This is a genomic window from Alsobacter soli (assembly GCF_003004785.1).
Classification (GTDB): Bacteria; Pseudomonadota; Alphaproteobacteria; order Rhizobiales; family Beijerinckiaceae; genus Alsobacter; species Alsobacter soli.
The window spans coordinates 76,816-95,481 of sequence record NZ_PVZS01000004.1; the positions used below are offsets into that span (position 1 = coordinate 76,816).

General features: G+C 70.0%; 15 protein-coding genes. 4 read left to right on the plus strand and 11 right to left on the minus strand.

The features are described 5' to 3' along the window. Window positions 1–26 precede the first annotated feature (26 nt). Window positions 27–263 (minus strand): hypothetical protein, encoded by a 237-nt coding sequence (locus SLNSH_RS04675; protein WP_425352978.1) that lies wholly within the window; start codon window positions 261–263, stop codon window positions 27–29. Between the two features lie 186 nt (window positions 264–449). On the opposite strand from SLNSH_RS04675, the gene SLNSH_RS04680 reads away from it, so the two are divergent. Then, window positions 450–1,457 carry an aldo/keto reductase gene (locus SLNSH_RS04680; protein ID WP_106335512.1) on the plus strand — a complete coding sequence of 336 codons (1,008 nt, stop codon included), beginning with the start codon at window positions 450–452 and terminating at the stop codon, window positions 1,455–1,457. Between the two features lie 42 nt (window positions 1,458–1,499). Here the strand turns inward: SLNSH_RS04680 and otsB are convergent, their stop codons facing one another. Beyond that, on the minus strand, window positions 1,500–2,279 hold the full coding sequence (otsB, locus tag SLNSH_RS04685) for a trehalose-phosphatase (protein WP_106335513.1): 780 nt from the start codon (window positions 2,277–2,279) through the stop codon (window positions 1,500–1,502). Between the two features lie 160 nt (window positions 2,280–2,439). Here otsB and SLNSH_RS04690 point away from each other — a divergent pair, with 160 nt between their 5' ends. Continuing rightward, entirely contained in the window at window positions 2,440–3,552 is a 1,113-nt protein-coding gene (locus SLNSH_RS04690) for an acyltransferase family protein (protein ID WP_106335514.1), read from the plus strand. On the opposite strand, the gene SLNSH_RS04695 is transcribed toward SLNSH_RS04690, so the two are convergent. The 6 genes from SLNSH_RS04695 to SLNSH_RS04720 form a co-directional block, all read right to left on the minus strand. Next, on the minus strand, window positions 3,531–4,631 hold the full coding sequence (locus SLNSH_RS04695; protein WP_106335515.1) for a glycosyltransferase: 1,101 nt from the start codon (window positions 4,629–4,631) through the stop codon (window positions 3,531–3,533). The two genes, SLNSH_RS04690 and SLNSH_RS04695, sit on opposite strands and share 22 nt — an antisense overlap. Further along, entirely contained in the window at window positions 4,628–6,115 is a 1,488-nt protein-coding gene (locus SLNSH_RS04700) for a lipopolysaccharide biosynthesis protein (RefSeq protein ID WP_106335516.1), read from the minus strand. Before SLNSH_RS04700 ends, SLNSH_RS04695 begins: the two co-directional genes overlap by 4 nt. Window positions 6,116–6,118: 3 nt before the next feature. Next, complete coding sequence (locus SLNSH_RS04705) at window positions 6,119–6,895, minus strand: WecB/TagA/CpsF family glycosyltransferase (RefSeq protein ID WP_106335517.1); 777 nt, start codon at window positions 6,893–6,895, stop codon at window positions 6,119–6,121. A gap of 13 nt (window positions 6,896–6,908) precedes the next feature. Next, window positions 6,909–8,693 (minus strand): asparagine synthase (glutamine-hydrolyzing), encoded by a 1,785-nt coding sequence (gene asnB, locus SLNSH_RS04710; RefSeq protein ID WP_106335518.1) that lies wholly within the window; start codon window positions 8,691–8,693, stop codon window positions 6,909–6,911. A 26-nt stretch (window positions 8,694–8,719) separates the two neighbouring features. Continuing rightward, complete coding sequence (gene wecC / locus SLNSH_RS04715; RefSeq protein WP_106335519.1) at window positions 8,720–10,051, minus strand: UDP-N-acetyl-D-mannosamine dehydrogenase; 1,332 nt, start codon at window positions 10,049–10,051, stop codon at window positions 8,720–8,722. A 185-nt stretch (window positions 10,052–10,236) separates the two neighbouring features. Then, a complete protein-coding gene (locus SLNSH_RS04720; protein WP_106335520.1) occupies window positions 10,237–12,312 on the minus strand; it encodes a GumC family protein in 2,076 nt (691 codons plus the stop codon). A gap of 210 nt (window positions 12,313–12,522) precedes the next feature. Between SLNSH_RS04720 and SLNSH_RS04725 the strand changes: the two genes are divergently transcribed. Then, window positions 12,523–13,629, plus strand: a complete 1,107-nt coding sequence (locus tag SLNSH_RS04725) for a glycosyltransferase family 4 protein (RefSeq protein WP_158266680.1) — start codon at window positions 12,523–12,525, stop codon at window positions 13,627–13,629. A gap of 3 nt (window positions 13,630–13,632) precedes the next feature. Here SLNSH_RS04725 and SLNSH_RS04730 read toward each other — a convergent pair whose 3' ends face one another. The 3 genes from SLNSH_RS04730 to SLNSH_RS04740 are packed head-to-tail and all read right to left on the minus strand — an operon-like array spanning window position 13,633 to window position 16,906. Beyond that, a complete protein-coding gene (locus tag SLNSH_RS04730; protein WP_158266681.1) occupies window positions 13,633–14,883 on the minus strand; it encodes a glycoside hydrolase family 5 protein in 1,251 nt (416 codons plus the stop codon). A 5-nt stretch (window positions 14,884–14,888) separates the two neighbouring features. Continuing rightward, window positions 14,889–16,193, minus strand: a complete 1,305-nt coding sequence (locus SLNSH_RS04735; protein ID WP_106335523.1) for a VpsF family polysaccharide biosynthesis protein — start codon at window positions 16,191–16,193, stop codon at window positions 14,889–14,891. After that, the gene (locus SLNSH_RS04740) at window positions 16,193–16,906 is read right to left on the minus strand and encodes an exopolysaccharide biosynthesis polyprenyl glycosylphosphotransferase (RefSeq protein WP_106335524.1); all 714 of its coding nucleotides are present in this window, start codon (window positions 16,904–16,906) and stop codon (window positions 16,193–16,195) included. The genes SLNSH_RS04735 and SLNSH_RS04740 overlap by 1 nt, the downstream gene beginning before the upstream one ends. A 292-nt stretch (window positions 16,907–17,198) precedes the next feature. On the opposite strand from SLNSH_RS04740, the gene SLNSH_RS04745 reads away from it, so the two are divergent. Beyond that, window positions 17,199–18,656 carry a glucosamine inositolphosphorylceramide transferase family protein gene (locus SLNSH_RS04745; RefSeq protein WP_146140192.1) on the plus strand — a complete coding sequence of 486 codons (1,458 nt, stop codon included), beginning with the start codon at window positions 17,199–17,201 and terminating at the stop codon, window positions 18,654–18,656. The last annotated feature ends 10 nt before the right edge of the window (window positions 18,657–18,666 follow it).

Here is an 18,666-nt window from a genome sequence, read left to right on the forward strand (position 1 = left end):
GGGGCGCAGCACGGCAGCCTTAAACCTCAGAACCGTGTTCCGGGGTCCGTGGGCTGGCCGGGCAGGTAGTCCGGCTCGGAGCCGGGACCGCGTGGATCGCCGATCGGCGGATCATCGACCGGATAGGGGCTGCGCGGGCCGGTGGGCGGCGCAGGCTCGTCCGGATCGGGCGCCGGAGGCGTCTCAGAGGGGATGTTGCCGCCGGGAGCAGGGTCGCGGCCGGGGATTCCGCCTGGAACGGGCGGGGGCCCGGGCGTGGGCACGTCGATGGCGGGTTGCGGCATGGCGGCCTCCATGGAGCGCGGTCTGTCGGGGGTCTCGCTTGGTCAATCCCGCCGCAGGGGCCCGGTTCCGCCCTGCGTCAAAACGAGTCCTCCCCGGCGCCGAAGCCGATTGCCAGGGCGGGCCTGCGGGGCGACAGTCCGCCGGGAAACAATGGGAGAACGCTCATGGAATACCGGTCCCTGGGGCGCAGCGGGCTCAAGGTCTCGCCGCTGTGCCTCGGCACGATGATGTTCGGGGCGCAGACGGACGAGGCGACCTCCGGCCGCATCGTCGCCAGCGCCCGCCACGCCGGGATCAACTTCATCGACACCGCCGACATGTACGCCGAAGGGCGGTCGGAGGAGATCGTGGGCCGCGCCATCAGGGACGAGCGCGCGTGGTGGGTTCTGGCCACGAAGGTCGGCAACCCCATGGGCCGCGGCCCGAACGGGCGCGGGCTGTCGCGCCGCTACGTGATGGAGGCGGCCGAGGCCAGCCTGCGGCGGCTCGGGACGGACGTCATCGACATCTACTACCTGCACAAGGAAGACCACTCGACGCCCCTGGAGGAAACCGTCCGGGCGATCGGCGACCTCGTGCGCCAGGGCAAGATCCGGTATTTCGGCGTCTCCAACCACCGCGCCTGGCGGCTGGCCGAGATCTGCCGCATCGCCGACGAACTCGGCATCGACCGGCCGGTGGTGAGCCAGCCCTACTACAACGCCATGAACCGCATGCCCGAGGTGGAGCACCTGCCCGCCTGCGGTCACTTCGGACTGGGCGTCGTCCCCTACAGCCCGCTCGCGCGCGGCGTGCTGACCGGCAAGTACGAGCCGAACCGGCCTCCGCCCGAGGGCACGCGCGCGGGCCGGCAGGACGCGCGCATGTTGCAGACCGAATGGCGGACGGAGTCGCTGCAGATCGCCCAGGACATCCGACGCCATGCCGAGGCAAAGGGCACGGCGACGTCGCATCTGGCGATCGCATGGGTGCTGAACAATCGTCTCGTCACGTCGGTGATCGGCGGGCCCCGGACGGAGGAGCAGTGGGCGGACTACCTGGCCGCCCTCTCCTACCGGTTCACGCCCGAGGACGAGGAGCTGATCGACCGGCTCGTTTCGGCGGGACACCCGTCCACGCCGGGCTACAACGATCCGGCCTACCCGCTCGAGGGGCGGCCGACGCGGAGTTGAGCTGCGGCGCTGTGGCGTCGTGGCGCCACAGCGCTCTCGTACTCAAACGCCGAAGGGTTCCCCTTCCGCCCATGCCTTCAGCCGCTCGCGGAACGCCGACGGGCTTGGGAGGCGCCATGGCGCCACCGTCGGGCCCTCGCCGATGCGAATGGCGAGGCCGCCCAGGGCGAGCGCGGCCTCGAAGCCGTGCTCGTCGGTGACGTCGTCTCCGACAAAGATGGGCAGCCGCCCCGCATAGGGCGGCGCCTGAAGAAAGCCCTGCACCGCGCCCGCCTTGCTGGCGAAGGCGGGGAGGATCTCCAGCACGCTCTTGCCGGCCTGGATGCGCCAGTCCGGCCCCATGCGCTCCAGGGCGACCGCGCCCTGGGCGATGGCCTCGTCCTCCAGTTCGGGCGCGAGGCGCCAGTGGAGCGCCACCGACCGCCCCTTGTCCTCGACGAGGATCCCGGGGTGTCTCCTGGCGAAGTCCGCAAACTGCGCCACGGCCGCGCGCAGCACGGGATCGTCCGCGCCTGCGCTGGCGGTGAAACGACCGGCCCGGCGCGTCTCGACGCCATGGAGGCCGGCCGCGTCGAAGCGGTGGGGATCGAGGAAGCCGTCGAGGACAGCCACAGGCCGGCCGCTCACCAGCGCCAAAGCGCCCCCGACGCGGTCCCTGAGCCTCTCCAGGGTCTCGCCAAGGCCCGGGGCCACCCGGACGTCCTGCGGCCGCGGCGCGAGGTCGACCAGCGTGCCGTCGAAGTCGAGGAAGAGGGCGTAGCCGTCCGCATGGCCGGCGCCTTGCGGCGGAGCGGGACGGGCGGGTTCGGGCAAGGCGGTCATGGGCGGCTTCAATGTGGGCTGAGTTCGTGGCTAACGCGCGGCGAGGCTGCCGAGTTCGACGGCCGCGGCCGACACAGTCTGAACCGCAGGTTAAGCCATTCGGCGAAATTCGAGGCAGTGCACAACCGGATGTTGAGGCGGCGCGTGTAGGTTTCGCCGCATGACGACGCCCCCGCCCCGCGGCAACGCGACCATCCCCGGACTCGACGGACTGCGAGCGATCAGCATCCTGATCGTGATGATCTCACACGCCGGCCTGCAGAACGTCGTTCCAGGGGTGTTCGGCGTCACCGTGTTCTTCTGCATAAGCGGCTACCTGATCACCACGCTCCTGCTGGACGAGTTCGACCGCAGCGGCTCGATCGCAATCGGCGCCTTCTATGTCCGACGGGCCTTGCGGCTTTACCCGCCGCTCATCGCCTATGTGGCCGTGATGGCCGTGGTGATGCTGGCCGGCGGCGAGCGGCCGGACCCGCTCGGTCTCGCCAGCGCCCTGTTCTATTTCGCCAACTACGTGAACGTGTTCGCCCCGCACCGGCTGGACGGGATCGGCGGCCATCTGTGGTCGCTGTCGGTGGAGGAGCACTTCTACGCGGCCTACCCGCTGCTGCTCTTGGCCCTGTTGCTGGCGGGACGGAGGATTCTTCCCGTCCTGCTTGGGATTTGCGCGCTCTCGCTGGCCTCGCGCGTGGCCATCAGCGTGTTCGCCCCCGCGATCGCGGTCGATTACACGGGCATGGCGACCGAGTGCCGGATCGAGGGCATTCTGGCCGGCGCGATCGCGGCCGTGGTCAGCCGGCGAGGCGGAGGCCCGGCCTGGCTATGGGACGGGCGTGGCGCCTTCGCCGCGCTTCCCGTCCTGGCCTTCACGTTCCTTGTTCGCGATCCGCTCTTCCGGCAGACCATCCGGTACACGATCCAGGAAGCCGCCCTGATCGCGATCATCCTCACCGTGGTCGCTGCCCAGCCGCGCAGCCTGCTCCAGCGGGCTATGAACAGCGCGCCCCTGTCGATCACGGGTAAGCTCAGCTACTCGCTCTACCTCTGGCACTTCGCCGGCTACGAAATCGCGCTGGCGCTCGTCCCCGGCCCGGGCTGGCGCGTGGCGGCCGCCTACATGCTCGGGATCGGGCTCGCCTTCGCGATCGCATTCGCCTCGCACCAATTGGTCGAGCAGCCCTTCTTCGCGCTGCGGCGGCGCTTCGGGTCGCATGTGCGGCCTCCGGTCGAGGCCGCGGACGAGCCGGCCCCTCAGGCGGCGAGGTCGGCGTAAAGCCTGGCGTGGTCGCGCAAGGTCGCTTCGATGCCGTAGCACTCGGCGGAGGCGGCGCCTTCGGCGGCCAGCCTCCGCCTCAGGTTGGGATCCGCCTCAAGACGGCCCAGGGCCGCAGCCAAGGCGGCGTGGTCCTCGGCCGGAAACAGCAGGCCGTTGACGCTGTCCTGAACGAGCCGGGCCGGGCCGCCGACAGCTGCCGCGATCACGGGCACGCCCGCCGCCATGGCCTCGACGAGCGCCAGTCCGAACCCCTCGGCTCGCGACGGCAGCACGAAGACGTCGGCGTCGGCCAGCATGTTCTCCACGTCGGTTCGGCCGAACACGAAACGCACGGCTTCATCGACGCCCAGCGACGTTGCGAGCGCGCGCAGTTCAGACACCCACGGGTCCGCGTCGCCAAGCGCCACGCCGGCGAAGGTCGCGACGGCTTCCACACCCTCGCCCCGCAACCGCGCCAGAGCGCGCAAGAGCACGTCCTGACCTTTTTCGGGATGAAAGCGGCCGACCTGAAGAATACGGATGGGGCCCCTCCGGGCGGGCTCGCGCCGCGCTCCCCGGAAACGATCGAGATCCACGCCGTTCGCGATCTGGACCAGGCGCCTCGCGCGCAGGGTCTGTCCCTCCTGCGCGGTGGCGTCGGAGATGGCGACGGTGGCGTCCACGCCCACCCGGTAGAGCCTGCGCGCGAACGGGCCATAAGCGTCCGCCAGTCCCTGGCAGTGGAGGGTGTACACCACCTTGAGGGTTGGCCGGGCGAGCCGCAGCAGCATGGCCCACTTCCGGCTGCCTTCGTTGTGAGCGTGCACCACGTCCACGCGATGCCGGCTCAGGATGGAGACCATCTGGGCGAAGTAGCGCGGGTGGACGTGGCCCTCCGGCCGGCCCAGGCGATAGCAGGGCCAGCCGCAGGACTCGAGCTCGGCCAGGAGACCGGCGTCGACCTCGTCGTTCATGATGCAGACGACGTAACGCGAGCCCGGCTGCCGCCGGGCCGCCGCGAGCAGCGAGACCAGCATGCGCTCGGCCCCGCCGACACGCAGGGACGAGATGAGGTGCAGGACGACGGGCGCGCTCATGCAGCCCGTCCCGCGCCGGCGGCGAGGGTTTGCGGCTCCGCAGGGGCCTCCCCGCCCTGGGCCCAGGGCGTCAGCAGCACCGAGCGGATGGAGAAGCCGAAGGCCATCAGGGCCGCGGCGTAGGCCATTCCGAAGATCGCTCCGCCCGCGGCGAGCTGCGCCGCAAAGGCCCAGTGCGCCATCCAGGCTTCAGCCGCATGGAGGACTCCGCCGGCGGTGGCGGCGGACGCGAGGACCGCGCCCATCCGCGCCAGCGGCAGGCGGAACGGCAGCACCCGCCGGGAGAGCCAGAAGCTCGAGGCCGTGGACAGCGTGGTCGTGACCACGAAGCTCAGGCCCGCGCCATCGATTCCCCAGCGGGAGATCAGGGCGACGCTCGTGACCGCGCCGACGGCGGCAGGAACGGCCATGGACACGAGATAAAGGTCGTTGCGCTTGGCGGTGTAGAAGGCGTTGTCGAAGACGAAGAACTTCGCCGAGATCATCACCGCCCCATAGGTGATCGAGGGCAGCAGCGCGACGGCGTGGGCGCGGTAGTCCTCGGGCAGGAGCAGGCCGGCGAGTTGCACGTCCAGCACCGAAATCGCCACCGCCGCGCCGACACAAAGCACGCAGGTCGTGACCAGCATGCCGGCCTGGAAGCGTCCGGCTCCTGGCGCCCCTTCCGCCGCGTAGCGGCGGACCAGCATGGGAAAGGTGTAGGAGTTCAGCGGGGCGATGAAGAGCTCGATCGGTTGACGACCGATCGCGTAGGCGGCGGCATAGAGTCCGACCGCCGCGGCGCCGGCGAAGTGGTTGATCACCAACCGGTCGAACCAGGTCATCACCCAGGTCAGCAACGCCGTGACGATCAGCGGGAAGCCGAAGCGCAGCGCCGCCACATAGCCGACCCGCGGGAGGCGTGGCCGGGCGAGACTGCGGAACGTCAGCGCCAGCTGAACGCCGGCGATCAGGCCGCTGGCGAGGGACAAAGCCAGGGAGGGCGCAAAGAAGCTGTGGGTGAGGTCGGCCACCAAGGCGACCGAGACCAGGATGGCGATCGCCCGCACGCCTTCCACCACGGCGATCTCGGCGTGTCGCTTGGCGATCTGCAGGAGCACGATCGCGAAGCGGACAAGGCCGAGCCCGACCGTGTAGGCGACGAGCGCCACCCAGAACTCGAAAGTCCTCTCGGGCTCCGTCGCCAGCGCCACGCCCCAGGACAGGCCGACGCCCAGGGCCGTCGCCCCGCCGGACAGGACCAGCAGGCGCCCGAGCCTGAGAGGGCGCAGCCCGTTCAGGCCGGCCTCCGTGCGCAGGGAATAGATGCGAATCCAGTTGGTCAGGGCGGTGTCGAGGATCTCGCCCACCGTCACCACTAGGACAAAGAGGCCGTATTCGGCCACCGGCATCCATCGCGTCAGCAGGATCAGCAGCACGAACATCGCCATGCGCGGCGCGAGCGTCGCGGCGAGGTAGAAGAAGTAGTCGGCGGGCTTGCTCATGCGTCAGGCGGCGTTGGTGGGGCGCGCGGGCCGCAGCGCGCGCAGGCGCTGGGCGGCGATCTCGCGCGCCAGCAGGAGGGCGAAGACGGCGTTCGTGCGCAGGTAGCGGCCAGTCATGCGACGGGGCTCCTGCAGGAGGCGGTGCAGCCATTCGAGGCCGAGCCGCTGCATGGCGAACGGAGCCCGTGTCACGCGGCCCGCGACCACGTCGAAGCTGCCGCCCACGCCCATGAGGAAGGGCACGTCCAGGGTATCGCGCCAGCGGCGCATGAAGCGCTCCTTGCGGGGCGTCGGCATGGCGATGAACAGGCAGTGGGCGCCGCTGCCGCGGATCAGGTCGCGGATGCGCTCCTCCTCGTCCGGCTTGAAATAGCCGTGGTGCGCGCCCGCGAAGGTCAGGCCCGGGAAGAGGCGGCGAAGCTCGGCCTGAGCATCGGCGAGGACATCGGGCCTGGCGCCCAGCAAGAAGGGCCGGAAACCGCGGCGTGCGCATTCCTCCATGAGGCGGAGAAACAGGTCGATGCCGCTGACGCGCTCTGGAACCAGATGGCCGAGGGCCTCGAGGGCGTAGACGACACCCATGCCGTCGATGCCGATGATGTCGCTGTCGCGGATGTCCTGCGCCAGCTCCGGGTCGGTTCGGGCATTGACCAGCTTGGCCACGTTCATGGCCACGTGCTGGCAGCGCCGGCCGGACCGCATGGCCGACAGCGCGCGGCCGGCCGTTTCGTCCATGGTGGCGATGTCCACGGGGGTGTCCAGCAATCGCACTCTCAGCATGGCTCGCTTCCGTTCAGGCGACGGCGCGCAGGGCGCGGACGTTGCGGTCGAGGACCACGAAGGCCCAGATCTTGTCGGCGTAGTCGGCGCGCCCGCTCATGTGCAGGTCGACGATGCGCTCCATGGCGCCCGGGCGCAGGAAGTCGCGCTGCCAGGTGTTGGCGAGCGTGTCGTAGACCACGTCCTTGAGGCGGCCGCGGAACCAGCGGCCGAGCGGCATGTCGAAGCCCACCTTGCGGCGCTCGACGCATTCGGCCGGCAGGTACTTCAGGGCGAGCTGGCGCAGCAGAACCTTCTGCTTGCGGCCGCGCAGCAGCATGTCGTCGTCCAGGGAGGCCGCGAAGTCGGCGACCGAGCGGGTGACGTAGGGCACGCGCGCCTCGATCGACGCGTGCATGGTGGCGCGGTCGGCGGCGGTGAGCATGTCGTCGGGCAGGCGGCGGCGCTGGTCCAGGGCGAGCGCCTCCTTCAGGGTCTCCACGCCGGCGTCGCCGGAGGCGCCCCGGAACGTCTGGGCCACGAGATGCGGCTCGAAGGGCATGCTGGCGCCGGGGAAGCCCTGGCGGCCGGACGCCTGGCGGAGGAAGTGGACGATGCGGCTGCGGGGACCCGCGGCGCGTTCGGCGAGGCCCGCGAGCCCGGGCGCGTAAGCTCCGAGGACGCTGAGGCGCTTGGCCAGGCGGAAGCGCCAATACTGGTTGTAGCCGCCGAAGAACTCGTCGGCGCCCTCGCCGGCCAGCACCACCTTGAAGCCGCTGTCGCGGGCGAACTGCGCCACCACGTATTTCAGCACCGATGCGGGCTCGGCGTTGGCGTCGTCCATGACGGAGGGCCAGGTATCGAGGAGCCCAAACACGGTCTCCTCGTTCATGAACTTCACGTAGTGCCGCAACCCGTAGCGGCGGGCGACCGCCTGGGAATAGGGGCTTTCATCGAAGCGCCGGTCCTGAAAGCCGGCGGAAAAGCAGGCGAGGTCCGGGACGTATTGGGCGGCGATCGCCGTGATCAGGCCGGAGTCGATCCCGCCCGACAGGAGCGAGGCGACGGGCACGTCTGAGACGAGATGCGCCTTCACTGATGCGTGCAGGATCTCGTCCAGCTCAGCCAGCAGGTCCGCTTCGGAACGTCGGGTCACCGGCACGGGGCGGATCTCCGCCCAGCGCTTCATCTCCAGGGTGAAGCTGCGCAGGTCGAGAACCGCCATGCAGCCCGGCGGCACCTCGCGGATGTCCTCAAAGATGGTGCGCGGCGCATGGGGCGCGCGCGAGCTGTAGTACTCGACCAGGGCCTGGCCATCGACGCGCTTCCCGGAGAACGGCATGAGCGCCGGCATGGTCGAGCCGAAGGCGCAGACGTCGGCGGTCTTGAGCACGTAGGCCGGCTTGATGCCGAAGCGGTCCCGGGCGACGTAGAGCTTCTGCTGGGCCTTGTTGAGGTAGGCGAAGCCAAACATGCCGTCCACGCGCTCAAGGAAGGCCAGGCCCTGCGTATTGAGGCCCTTCAGCAGCACCTCGGTGTCGGAGCGCGAGGCATAGACGGTGTTCGGCTGGCGCAGGTCCTCGTAGTTGTAGATCTCTCCGTTGAAGACGATCACGCCGGCCTCGTCCTCCATGGGCTGGAGGCCGCCCTCCGCGTCGATGATCGACAAGCGGGTATGGACGAAGTCCACCGCGCCGCGCCGCAGCGTGCGGGCGTCATCCGGGCCGCGACGCTCGAGGGATTTCAGCGCCAGGGCGCAAAATCGCTCGCTCACATCCTCCGAGGGAGCGCGCTGCGCCAGTCCTGCAAAGCCGCACATGGGATCGTCCTTTCGCGACGGCCCGCTCAGGCCTGCTCGGCCTTGAGCAGGCCGACCGTGTCGACCACGACCCGCGAGGCCAGCGCGGCGCGGTCCAGGTTCCGGAAGCGGCTGTGCGCCACCAGGATCGTCACGATGTCGGCCTCGGCCACCGCCACGGACCCTTCCACGAGTTGCACGTCCGGGCGGCCCGCCAACTCATGCGGCAGGCGCGCGATGTTGGGCTCGGCAATCAGCAGGCGGCCGACGCCACGGTCCGCCAGGGTGCGGGCGATCTCCACGGCCGGGCTCTCGCGCAGGTCGTCGACGTTCGGCTTGTAGGCGAGGCCGAGCACGGCGATCACCGGCTCCTTGAAGCGGGACGCCAGCCGCTGGACCCGGTTCGCCACGCGCAGCGGCTTGCCGTCGTTGACGCCGCGGGCGGCGGCGATCAGCGGGGTCTGCTCGGGCATGGCATGGTGGAGGAACCACGGGTCGATCGGGATGCAGTGGCCGCCGACGCCGGGCCCGGGCGACAGGATGTTCACCCGCGGATGCAGGTTCGCCATGCGGATCACGGCCCACGGGTCGACGCCCATGCCTTCGCAGAGCGTCGCCAGTTCGTTGGCGAAGGCGATGTTGACGTCGCGGAACGCGTTCTCGGCCAGCTTGGCGCATTCAGCCTCGCGGCTGGTGGCCAGCATCATCTTGCCCCGGGCGAAATGGGCGTAGACCTCGCGGGCGCGCAGGGCGCTGGCGTGGTCGAGCCCGCCGATGATGCGAGCGTTGTCCACGAGCTCGCGCAGGGTCTGTCCCGGCAGGATGCGCTCCGGGCAATAGGCCATGAACACGTCCGCCTGCTCGGGGGCCGCGTCCGGGAACCTGAGGTCGGGACGCAGGGATCTCAGTTGCGCGGCGGCGCGCTCGGTCGTGCCCACGGGCGAGGTGGATTCGATCACGATCAGGTCGCCGCGCTTGAGCACCGGGGCGATGGACGCCAGGGCCGCCTCGACGGCGCGCATGTCGGCCTTCTTGTCGGCCGTGATCGGGGTCGGCACGGCGATCAGGAAGGCGTCGGCCGGCAGCGGCGACGTGCGCGCCTGGAGCTTGCCGCCCTTCACGACCGCATCGAGGATCATGTCGAGGTCCGTCTCGGCGATGTGCGCCCGTCCCTCGTTGATGCGCGCAACGGCGTCCTGCTTCAGGTCGACGCCGATCACCTTCAATCCGCGGGACGCCAGCAGGGCCGCCGTGGGCAGGCCGACATAGCCCAGGCCGATCACCGAGACCGTCTCGATCGCGCGCAGCCCGGCGGAACCCTGGGCGGGGCCGCGGTCCGGCGCTTCGTAGGTCGGCTGGGGGATGGTGAAGGTGACCATGAGGCTCTCCTGGCGCGTTTGTCCCGCCACGAAGCGGGACACGGTCTTTGCAACCTCAGGTCGCAATCGGGGCGCCAGGACTGCGCGTTCCAAGCTGATACAACCCTGGTTGCATCGCTGCCGCCCAGAGACGCGAAGACCGCGCCCGGCGCGCCGGCGCGGCCTTCGGTTGCTGCAGCCGGGCGTCAGGCTACGACGAGGCCCCGGACTTTCGCCCGCACCGGGCCCAGCAGTTCGAGCGCGTCCTGCAGGTTTTCCCGCCGGGTGGCCCCGGCGGCGACCACCAGGATCACGTCATCGCATGAGGCCGCCACGGACAGGGCCGCGGGATCCAGTCCAGGACAGGGCCCGTCGATGATGACCCGGTCGAAGCCACGGGCCGGCGCCATCAAGGCGGCCGCGAGAAGGTCGGCGGAGGGACGGCCGATCCCGCCCTCGCCGGCGGCCAGGATGCCGATCTCGGTGGCCTCGTCGACGACGACGGCGCGATCCAGGGAGCAGCGTCGCGAGAGCACGTCCGCAAGGCCCTGGTCTGGGCGTTCGGACAGGAGCCGCGTGAAGCCGTTCGCCTGATCGGCGTCCACGAACAGGACACGTCCCTCGTCGCGCGCCGCGGCCACGGCCAGGTTGAAGGCGATCTGGGTGCGCTGGAAGGTGGGCTCGACGGAGAGGAACACCACGGTGCGCGCCGCCATGCGCGACTGCCGCGGCCCCGTCAGGTCGAGGATGCGATAGGCGACCGCGGCGAAGGACGACGCCGGATGCTCGCTCACATGGGCGCGAAGCGCCGGGCGAGAGCGGGAGCGCCTACGCTCCTGTTCGAGCACGCCCAGCACGGGCAGACCCGAGGCCGTCGCGAATTGCGCCTTGCCGTAGAGCGTGCCGTCGGTGATCTCCCGCGTCAGGACGAGCGCCAGTCCGAGGACCAGGCCGCCCATCAGTCCGCCGGCCAGGATCATGCTCCGGGACAAGCCCGTGGGCGCCTGGGCGGGAATGGCGGGCGAGATCACGCGCGAGTTCGAGGTGTCGATGCCCTGCTGCTCGGAGATCTCCTTCGCCCGCTGCAGGAAGGTTGCGTAGATGGCCCGGCTCGCCTCCGCCTGGCGCTCCAGCTCGCGCAGGCGCACCATCGCCTCCCCATTGTCATTTGACACGGCCTTGAGCCTGTCGAGCGTCCGTCCCAGGCTTTCCTCGGCCGATCGGGCGCGCTCGTAGTCGGCCTCGGCCGACCGGGCAAGCCGGGCGAGTTCGCCATCGAGTTGTCGGCGCACGTCCTTCACCTGCGCGGCGGCGGCGATCACGTCGGGATGCCGCGGCCCGAGCCGCGTAGCCAGATCCGCATCGATCCGCGAGGCGTCCGCATAGCGGGCGCGCAGCTGCGTGATGACCGGCGACCCGGCGGCGTCCGGCAGGTCCCCCATGGCGAGCGGCTGGCGACGGAGCTGCTGGACCTGGTCGAAGCGCGCGCGCGCGTCCGCCGTGCGCGCCCGCGCGGTCACGAGCTGCTTGCTGATCTCGGCGATCTGCTGCTCGGCGACGAGGCTGCCGTTGGCGCCGACGAGTTCGTTGCGGCTGCGGTATTCGGCGACGGCGCGCTCCGCTTCCTGGACGCGCACGCTGAGCTCGCCGATGCGGGAGGCGAGCGCCTGTCCGGCGCGCTTGGCGGCCTCCACCTTCCCGGCGGCCTCCTCCTGCAGGTAGACGGCCGAGATGGCGTTGGCGATGCGCGCCGACTTCTCGGCGCCGAGGGTCCAGACGGACACGTCAACGACGAAGCTTTTCTCGGCGCGCTTCACCGCGACCCGCTTTTCGAGGGCGGTCAGGGCGGCGAGCGCCGGCTCGGAGGGGGGCTTGGCTCCGATGAATTCGGGATCTCGGTCCAGCCCCTCGCGGGCGACGACCTTGCCGAGGATGCTGGCCGAGCGCAGTACGCCAAGGGCGGTTTCCGCGTCGTTGGAGGTGAGTTCGGCGGCCTGCACGCGCAGGGTCGCGTCGGGGCGCACCACCTGCAGTTCGCGAGGATCCGCCAGAAGCTGGACCGTGCTGGCGAACCGCGGCTTGACCAGCATGGCGCCCGCCAGGCTCGCAAGGGTGCAGAGCGCCAGCGGAGCAAGGAGCCACCCCTTGCGGCGCGCCAGCATGCGCCCGCCGCCGCGCAGGTCGATGGTGATGGCTTCGGCGGCCCATCCACGCGGACTTGCGCGATCGGCGTCGCGCGCTCCCGGCGCCTCTTCCCAGCGGTGATGGGTGACGATGCTCATGCAAACGGCTCCGGCTTCCGCCGCCGCCACCCCATGATCCGTGCCCGAATGACGCGACAGCGTCCCATCCTGGCGCCGGATCGAGAGGCGCGGGGGCGCCGGAGCGAGAACAGCAAGCCATATGCCTACCTAAGGTTGTTTCTCGCGTTTTCGGGCAACTCAACCTTAAGAGCCGGCATGCAAAGTCGCGCGCGGAGTGGGACAAGCGAGATGAGTCCAGCGCAGCAGGCGGGGCCCGTGCGGGTGCTCGTGGCGACGCCAACGGGATCCGAAGGGCAAGGCGGCATCGACCGCCTGTATTTCTACCTGCGCCAGGTGATCGCGCAGCGCGGGCTCGACGGCGTCGACATCCGATATTTCGCCGCGCGGGGGCCGGCGGAGGGCCGGCGCTCGATGCTGGCCTTTCCGGCGCGGATGCTTCGCTTCGCATGGGTCCTGGCGACGGGCGGCATCGACATCGTCCACCTGAACCACTCCACGCACGGCAGCGTCTATCGCAAGGCGGTGCTGGCGCTTGTCGCCGGGATCTTCGGAAAGCGGATCGTCATCCACTTCCACGGGATGGTCACGCCCAAGGACCAGGCCGCGCAGCCCTTCTGGTACAAGCTGCTGGGCTGGATGGCGCGCGACGCCGACAGGATCGTCGTGCTGGGACGCGCCTTCGCGCCATTCTTCTCCCGCACGCTCGGGGCCGCGCCGGAGCGCATCGCGGTGATCCCGAACGGCATCCCGGATTTTGCTCCCGGGATCGTGACGCCCAAAGCGCCGGACGGCGAGCCTCCCCTGATCCTGTTCGCCGGCGAGGTCGGGCTGCGCAAGGGCGCGGACCTGCTGCTGGATGCGCTGGCCAAGCTCGAGACGATGACGCCGGACTGGCGTTGCGTCATGGCGGGGAATGGCGAAGTCAACGTCTTCCGGTCCCATGCGGCCCGCCTGGGACTGGAGCACAAGGTGGCCTTCACGGGTTGGGTGGACAGCGCGGCGGTCCACGCGCTGATGCGCGAAGCCGCGATCGTGGTCCTCCCCTCGCGCGTCGAGGGCCTGCCGCTCACGCTCCTGGAGGGAGCGTGCGCGGGCACTGCCCTGGTCGCCTCCGACGTCGGGGCGATCACGGACATCGTCGACGATGGCGTGACCGGCGCGATCGTGGCGCTCGAACCGCAGCACATCGCGGCGCGGCTGGCGGAATTGCTGTTGAGCCCGGATCGGCTGGGCCGGGCCCAGGTGGAGGCGCGGCGCGCCTTCGAGCAGCATTACGAGATCGGCCGGTTCGCCGACCACCTGCGCGGGCTTTATCTCGAGATCGCCGCTCGCTGAGGGCTACGCCCGCAGGCCCAGGGCCCGCAACTGCACGGGATCGAAGGCGACGCCGTCATCCCTCTCGACAAGCGCCATGCCGCCATATCCGGTCACCGCCCAGAGCGCCCAGGCGAAACCGTTGGCTTCGGCCTCGACCCGAACGTCCGTCAGCCAGCGCGCTCGGGCCCCGTCGTCCGACGCCCTGTAGGGTCCGTAGGTCCGCGTTACGCCGAACTCGCCCAGCAGGATGCGCTTAGGATCGACGCCGCTGCGGCGCGTCCAATCGACGACCGAGCGGAAGTCGCGCCAGATGGCGTTCCGGCCGAAGCCCGAATCGAGATAGGCGCTGGCCGCCGCCTTGGCGCCGCGCAGCGCGGCGCCGCGCTGGGAGGCGCTGAGGCCCGGCTCGGCATCGACATTGCGCGCGACCTGCTCGAGGACGGCGGCCTTGTCGACGCTGTTCGCCGGGTAGGGAAGGTTCGACAGGTAACGCCAGAAGCGCGCGTCTCCCTGATCGGCGCGCACGCCCTGGTGCGTGAACACGTGCGGGGCGTAGTAGTGGAACGTCCACCAGACGTCGCTGCCGCGGAACGGCGCGGGATCCAGGGCGAGGAGGCCGTCCTTGTCCCCTCCCCTGGCGCCGGAAAGGACGATCGGCAGCTGCGGCGCCACGGCCTGGGCCTGCGCGTGCAGCTCGACCAGCATGGCCTGCCAGCGCGCCGCCGATGCCCCGTCCCACCCGTACTGGGGCTCGTTCATCAGCTCCAGCGCAAGCCGGGGCAGGCCGAGATCTCGCAGCAGCCTGGCGGTCCGGCCGATCATGCGGCCATAGGCGGCGAACAGCGGCGAGTCCAGGCGCGCGGTGATCAAGTCGGGCGCGTAGGCCGGAACCTGGCTGACGGGGTGAAAATCCACGATCACGCCGAAGCCGGCCTGGATCAGACGCATCACATTGGCGCGCAGGACGTCGTCGAGCGCGTCCCTGCGTGCTCCCTCGAACTGGAGGAAGGGGCCGGGGTCGATCGTGAGCCGGATGAAATCGAATCCGGCCTTTCCGAGATTGGCCAGGATCGCGTCGGGCGTCTGGTGGGCTTCGCCAGCGAACGGCGGCCAGGCGAAACGGCTCTTGTCGGCGGATTCGACGGAAGCCCAGTTCATCAGGTTGTGGATGCTGGCGCCGCGCCGGAAAATAGGCGCCGCGGCGGCGACTGGCGCGGACGCTCCCGCGCAGGCGGACGCCGCCGCCAGCGCCAGGAACGCCCTGCGGTTCATGCATGTCATCGCGTGTCTCCGGGCTCTGGGGCCGTGGGCCGGTAGGCGACCAGGTAAAGGACGATGAGGAGGACGGCCGGGCTCTTGGACGACAGCGTGTTGTTGGACAGCGCGCAGAGCAGGAAGGCGGCGACGGCCATGAGGGTCCGCCAGCCGGAGCCGGATGCCAGACGCCACAGAGTCCAAAGAATGCAACTGAAGAGAAGCGCGGCGCCAAGCGCGCCGAACTGGAAAACGAACAGCACCACCGGGCTCTCGATGAACTCGAAGCCGAGCTTCTCGAAGGCGAGCTTGCGGATCCAGAGCAGGTCCGCGCCCAGCAGGATGTCGCGCCAACTCACCAGGCTGAAGATGCGGTAGATCTCGACCCGCGCGTTGGCGCTGTCATCGACGTAGCCGTCGGAGATGAAGCGCTCGAGCAGGCCGAGTTGGGCCATGACCGGAATGGCCACCGGGATGGCGCAGAGCAGCCCAAGCACGATGAGGATCCGGATCTGAAGCCGGCGCGTGGGATCGGGGTTCGCCAAGCGAGCCGTGAGCGCGGTCGCCAGCGACACCCCGGCGCAGATCAGGGCGCCGGTTCGCGCCCCGGCTGCGAAGGCCGCCACGGTCAGCAGCGCCATGGCCGCCATCTTCGCCCAGGCGGGCCAGCGCGTGGCCACCACGAAGCCGATCGAGGTCGCGTTGTAGAGGCCCACCACAAGCGGATGGGACGTCAGCCCGGTGGGCCGGAAGCCGTTCTCGACGTAGGGATAGGGCAGCAGCCGCATGCCCGTGGCCTTTTCGGCCAGCACCACCAGCGAGCTCAGCAGCATGAAGGCCAGCATCGCGTCGCCAATGGCGCGCCGCGTCGCGGGCCCGACGCAGAACATCAGCGCGCCGCCCAGCGCGGCGCTGACGTAGGTGTCGACCAGGAAGCCGGCCGAGACCGTGTTGCCGGACAACACGATCACGGCGGTCAGGCCGACGACCACGGCGAGCAGAACGCCCAGCTGGCGCAGGACGCGGGCTTCCGCGGGCAGCAGGATGATCCGGGCGCCGAGCAGCGCGGCGCCCAGCAACAGGACGCCGAGATAAGTGCCGACGTGGATCTTCTCGACCACCGAGCCGCCGTCATTCGAGTAGTTGACGACGGCGTTAAGCAGGTTCTCCGACAACAGGAAACGCGACAGGAGCGCCGTCCCGGCTCCCCAGGCGAGAAGGGGGGCGAGGATGTCTTCGCGACCGTCTCGGCGCCATGGATCGGCTTGCTGTTCCGGCGAGAAAAGGCCGGCCGAGGGCGCCAGGGGCAGGGACGCTCCGCGCCGCATCAGAAGGCGTTCCGATAGGCGCGAGGCAGGACCGTCATGGCCAGGATCTTGAGATCCAGGGCCAGCGACCAGCAGTCCACATAGGCGAGGTCGTGCTCGACCCGGCGGCGCATCTTGTCGAGCGTGTCGGTTTCGCCGCGCAGCCCGTTCACCTGCGCCCAGCCCGTGAGGCCGGGCAGGACGGCGTGCCTCCGCTCATACCCAGGCAGCAACGCCGCGTAGTAGCGGTTGTGCGCGAGCGCGTGCGGGCGCGGGCCCACCAGCGACATGTCTCCCGCCAGCACGTTCAGGAGTTGCGGGAGCTCGTCCAGGCTCACGCGGCGCAGGAGGGCGCCGACCCTGGTCACCCGCGGATCGAGGCGCGTCGCCTGGCGCACGTCCGCCCCATCCTCGAGCGCGACCATGGTGCGGAATTTCCAGATGCGGAACACCCTGTAGTCCAGGCCGTGGCGCCTCTGGCGGAAGAACACCGGCCCTGGGCTATCGAGCTTGACGGCGGCGGCGATCACCAGGAGGACCGGCCCCAACAGCGCCAGGGCGCAAGCGGCGAGCACGACATCGAGCAGGCGCTTGGCCCGCGACCGCGCCGCTGCTGGATTCCAAGGGCGCGCAAGCCCGGACTCAAGCGTGTCATCCTGAAGCGCATAAACTCCAGGTTGTGTTTTCTGGCGATACGGCGTTCCGGGATGGAGTTGATGAATCTGATCCAACATGGGCCGGTTCCGGGGGCTTCCGCCAGCTCGTCGCAAGCCTCGGGCCGTCCGAGCACAGCGCGTCGCGGCGCCGTCGCGACCGGGGCTAAAGAAGCGGGATCCACCGAAACCGGAGCTCTGTTGTGCGTCTCGACTGATCTGGCAGGGCCGCCTGGGCCGCGAAAACCTTCTTGGGTCTTAACCGTTTCGGCCGATACTGGATAAATTCTTGATAGATTACCGTTGCGTAATCTTCGTTCGTCGTAGACTCTCCTCGCATGCCGCTTCGCCCTGCTCATCTTCAGGTTTGCCCATGAGGATCGCGCTCGTCGCGCGTGGCGGGGTCGCGCGGAGCTGGCATGGGGATCTGGCCCGCCGGTTGCGGAGCGCCGGCCACGAGGTCGTGTCGTGCAGGGTGTCGGGCGAAGACGACCTGCCGCCTGCTCTCCGAAACCTGATCTGGTTCGAACGGTCCCTGTTCGGCCGCACGCTGCGGGCTCTCGAGCCCGTGTCGGAAGCGTCCCAGCCCGGTGCGCTTCCGGCTGAGCCAGAAGCTGAACTGGTCATCGCGCTGGACGAGGTCGACCTGCCAGGCCAGACGCCCGTGCTGCGCGCCAGCTTCGACGGGCGCTTCGGATGGAGCGCGCTCTATGAAGCGCTGCTGGCCGAGAGGTCGCCGCACATCGCGATCGTGCGCGACCCAGACGGGGTCGTGCTGGCGGAAGGCGTGGCGGCGCTGCCGCAACCGGCGCTGTTTTGCACGAGCCTGGACGCCACATTGGCCCGCCTGGCCAACCTTTTCGCAGCGGCGGCCGAACCGGGAGCGGCCCCGAGCGCGCGCCGGGCTGCCCGCCCCAAGGCCACCCCGGCGCCGCCGGTCGCCTTCGCGACAGCTCATCTGGCGAGAGCCGTCGGCCGGAAGCTCCGGGCCCTGGTGGAGCATCCCATCCACTGGCGTATCGGATGGCGGCGCCTCGACGGCGCTCCCGACCTGTTCGAATCCTTGTCATGGCCGGCGACGGGATACACATGGTTTCAGCCTGGCCCAGGCGTCTATGTGGCCGACCCGTTCGTGGTCGAGCGGGACGGGCGAACACACGTCTTCTGCGAGGTGTTTCACCACGCCGACCCGCGCGGGCGGATCGGCGTTTTCACGCTCGACCGGGACGGGGTCCCGGGGCCGCTGCGCATCGTGCTGGAGCGGCCCTACCACCTGTCGTACCCCTTCGTGTTTGAGCGTGACGGGCAGGTCTGGATGATCCCGGAGACCTACGAAAACCGGAGCGTCGAGCTCTACCGCGCCGTGCGGTTTCCGGATGTCTGGGAGCACGAGGCGGATCTTTGCACGGGCGTCGAACTGTCCGACGTCACGATCGCCGAGCACGATGGACGTTTCTGGATGTTCGCGGCCGAAACGGCCGGGGGCCCGACGACCTGGGATGCGCTGAGCCTGTTCATGGCTGACCACTGGCGCGGCCCATGGCGCGCGCATCCCGCCAACCCGGTGCTGATCGATGCTCAGGCCGGTCGCCCGGCGGGCCAACTGGTTCGGCGTGGCAAGACCCTCTTGCGCCCAGCACAGGACAGCCGGACGGGCTACGGCTCCGGCCTGTCCATCTGCAGAGTCGACCGCCTCGATCCCGAGGGTTACGCGCAGACCACGCTGAGCACGCTACGCCCGTTGGGCCGCCGGGACACCGGGGCCCATACGCTGAACGTCGGGAGCGGCTTCGAGCTGGTGGACCACTGCAGTCCGATGCTGCGGTGGTGAGGAGCCGGGG

Coding starts and splice junctions, on each gene's coding strand:
- SLNSH_RS04680 (WP_106335512.1), top strand. CDS start 450: ATGGAATACCGGTCCCTGGGGCGCAGCGGGCTCAAGGTCTCGCCGCTG.
- otsB (WP_106335513.1), bottom strand. CDS start 2,279: ATGACCGCCTTGCCCGAACCCGCCCGTCCCGCTCCGCCGCAAGGCGCC.
- SLNSH_RS04690 (WP_106335514.1), top strand. CDS start 2,440: ATGACGACGCCCCCGCCCCGCGGCAACGCGACCATCCCCGGACTCGAC.
- SLNSH_RS04695 (WP_106335515.1), bottom strand. CDS start 4,631: ATGAGCGCGCCCGTCGTCCTGCACCTCATCTCGTCCCTGCGTGTCGGC.
- SLNSH_RS04700 (WP_106335516.1), bottom strand. CDS start 6,115: ATGAGCAAGCCCGCCGACTACTTCTTCTACCTCGCCGCGACGCTCGCG.
- SLNSH_RS04705 (WP_106335517.1), bottom strand. CDS start 6,895: ATGCTGAGAGTGCGATTGCTGGACACCCCCGTGGACATCGCCACCATG.
- asnB (WP_106335518.1), bottom strand. CDS start 8,693: ATGTGCGGCTTTGCAGGACTGGCGCAGCGCGCTCCCTCGGAGGATGTG.
- wecC (WP_106335519.1), bottom strand. CDS start 10,051: ATGGTCACCTTCACCATCCCCCAGCCGACCTACGAAGCGCCGGACCGC.
- SLNSH_RS04720 (WP_106335520.1), bottom strand. CDS start 12,312: ATGAGCATCGTCACCCATCACCGCTGGGAAGAGGCGCCGGGAGCGCGC.
- SLNSH_RS04725 (WP_158266680.1), top strand. CDS start 12,523: ATGAGTCCAGCGCAGCAGGCGGGGCCCGTGCGGGTGCTCGTGGCGACG.
- SLNSH_RS04730 (WP_158266681.1), bottom strand. CDS start 14,883: ATGAACCGCAGGGCGTTCCTGGCGCTGGCGGCGGCGTCCGCCTGCGCG.
- SLNSH_RS04735 (WP_106335523.1), bottom strand. CDS start 16,193: ATGCGGCGCGGAGCGTCCCTGCCCCTGGCGCCCTCGGCCGGCCTTTTC.
- SLNSH_RS04740 (WP_106335524.1), bottom strand. CDS start 16,906: ATGTTGGATCAGATTCATCAACTCCATCCCGGAACGCCGTATCGCCAG.
- SLNSH_RS04745 (WP_146140192.1), top strand. CDS start 17,199: ATGAGGATCGCGCTCGTCGCGCGTGGCGGGGTCGCGCGGAGCTGGCAT.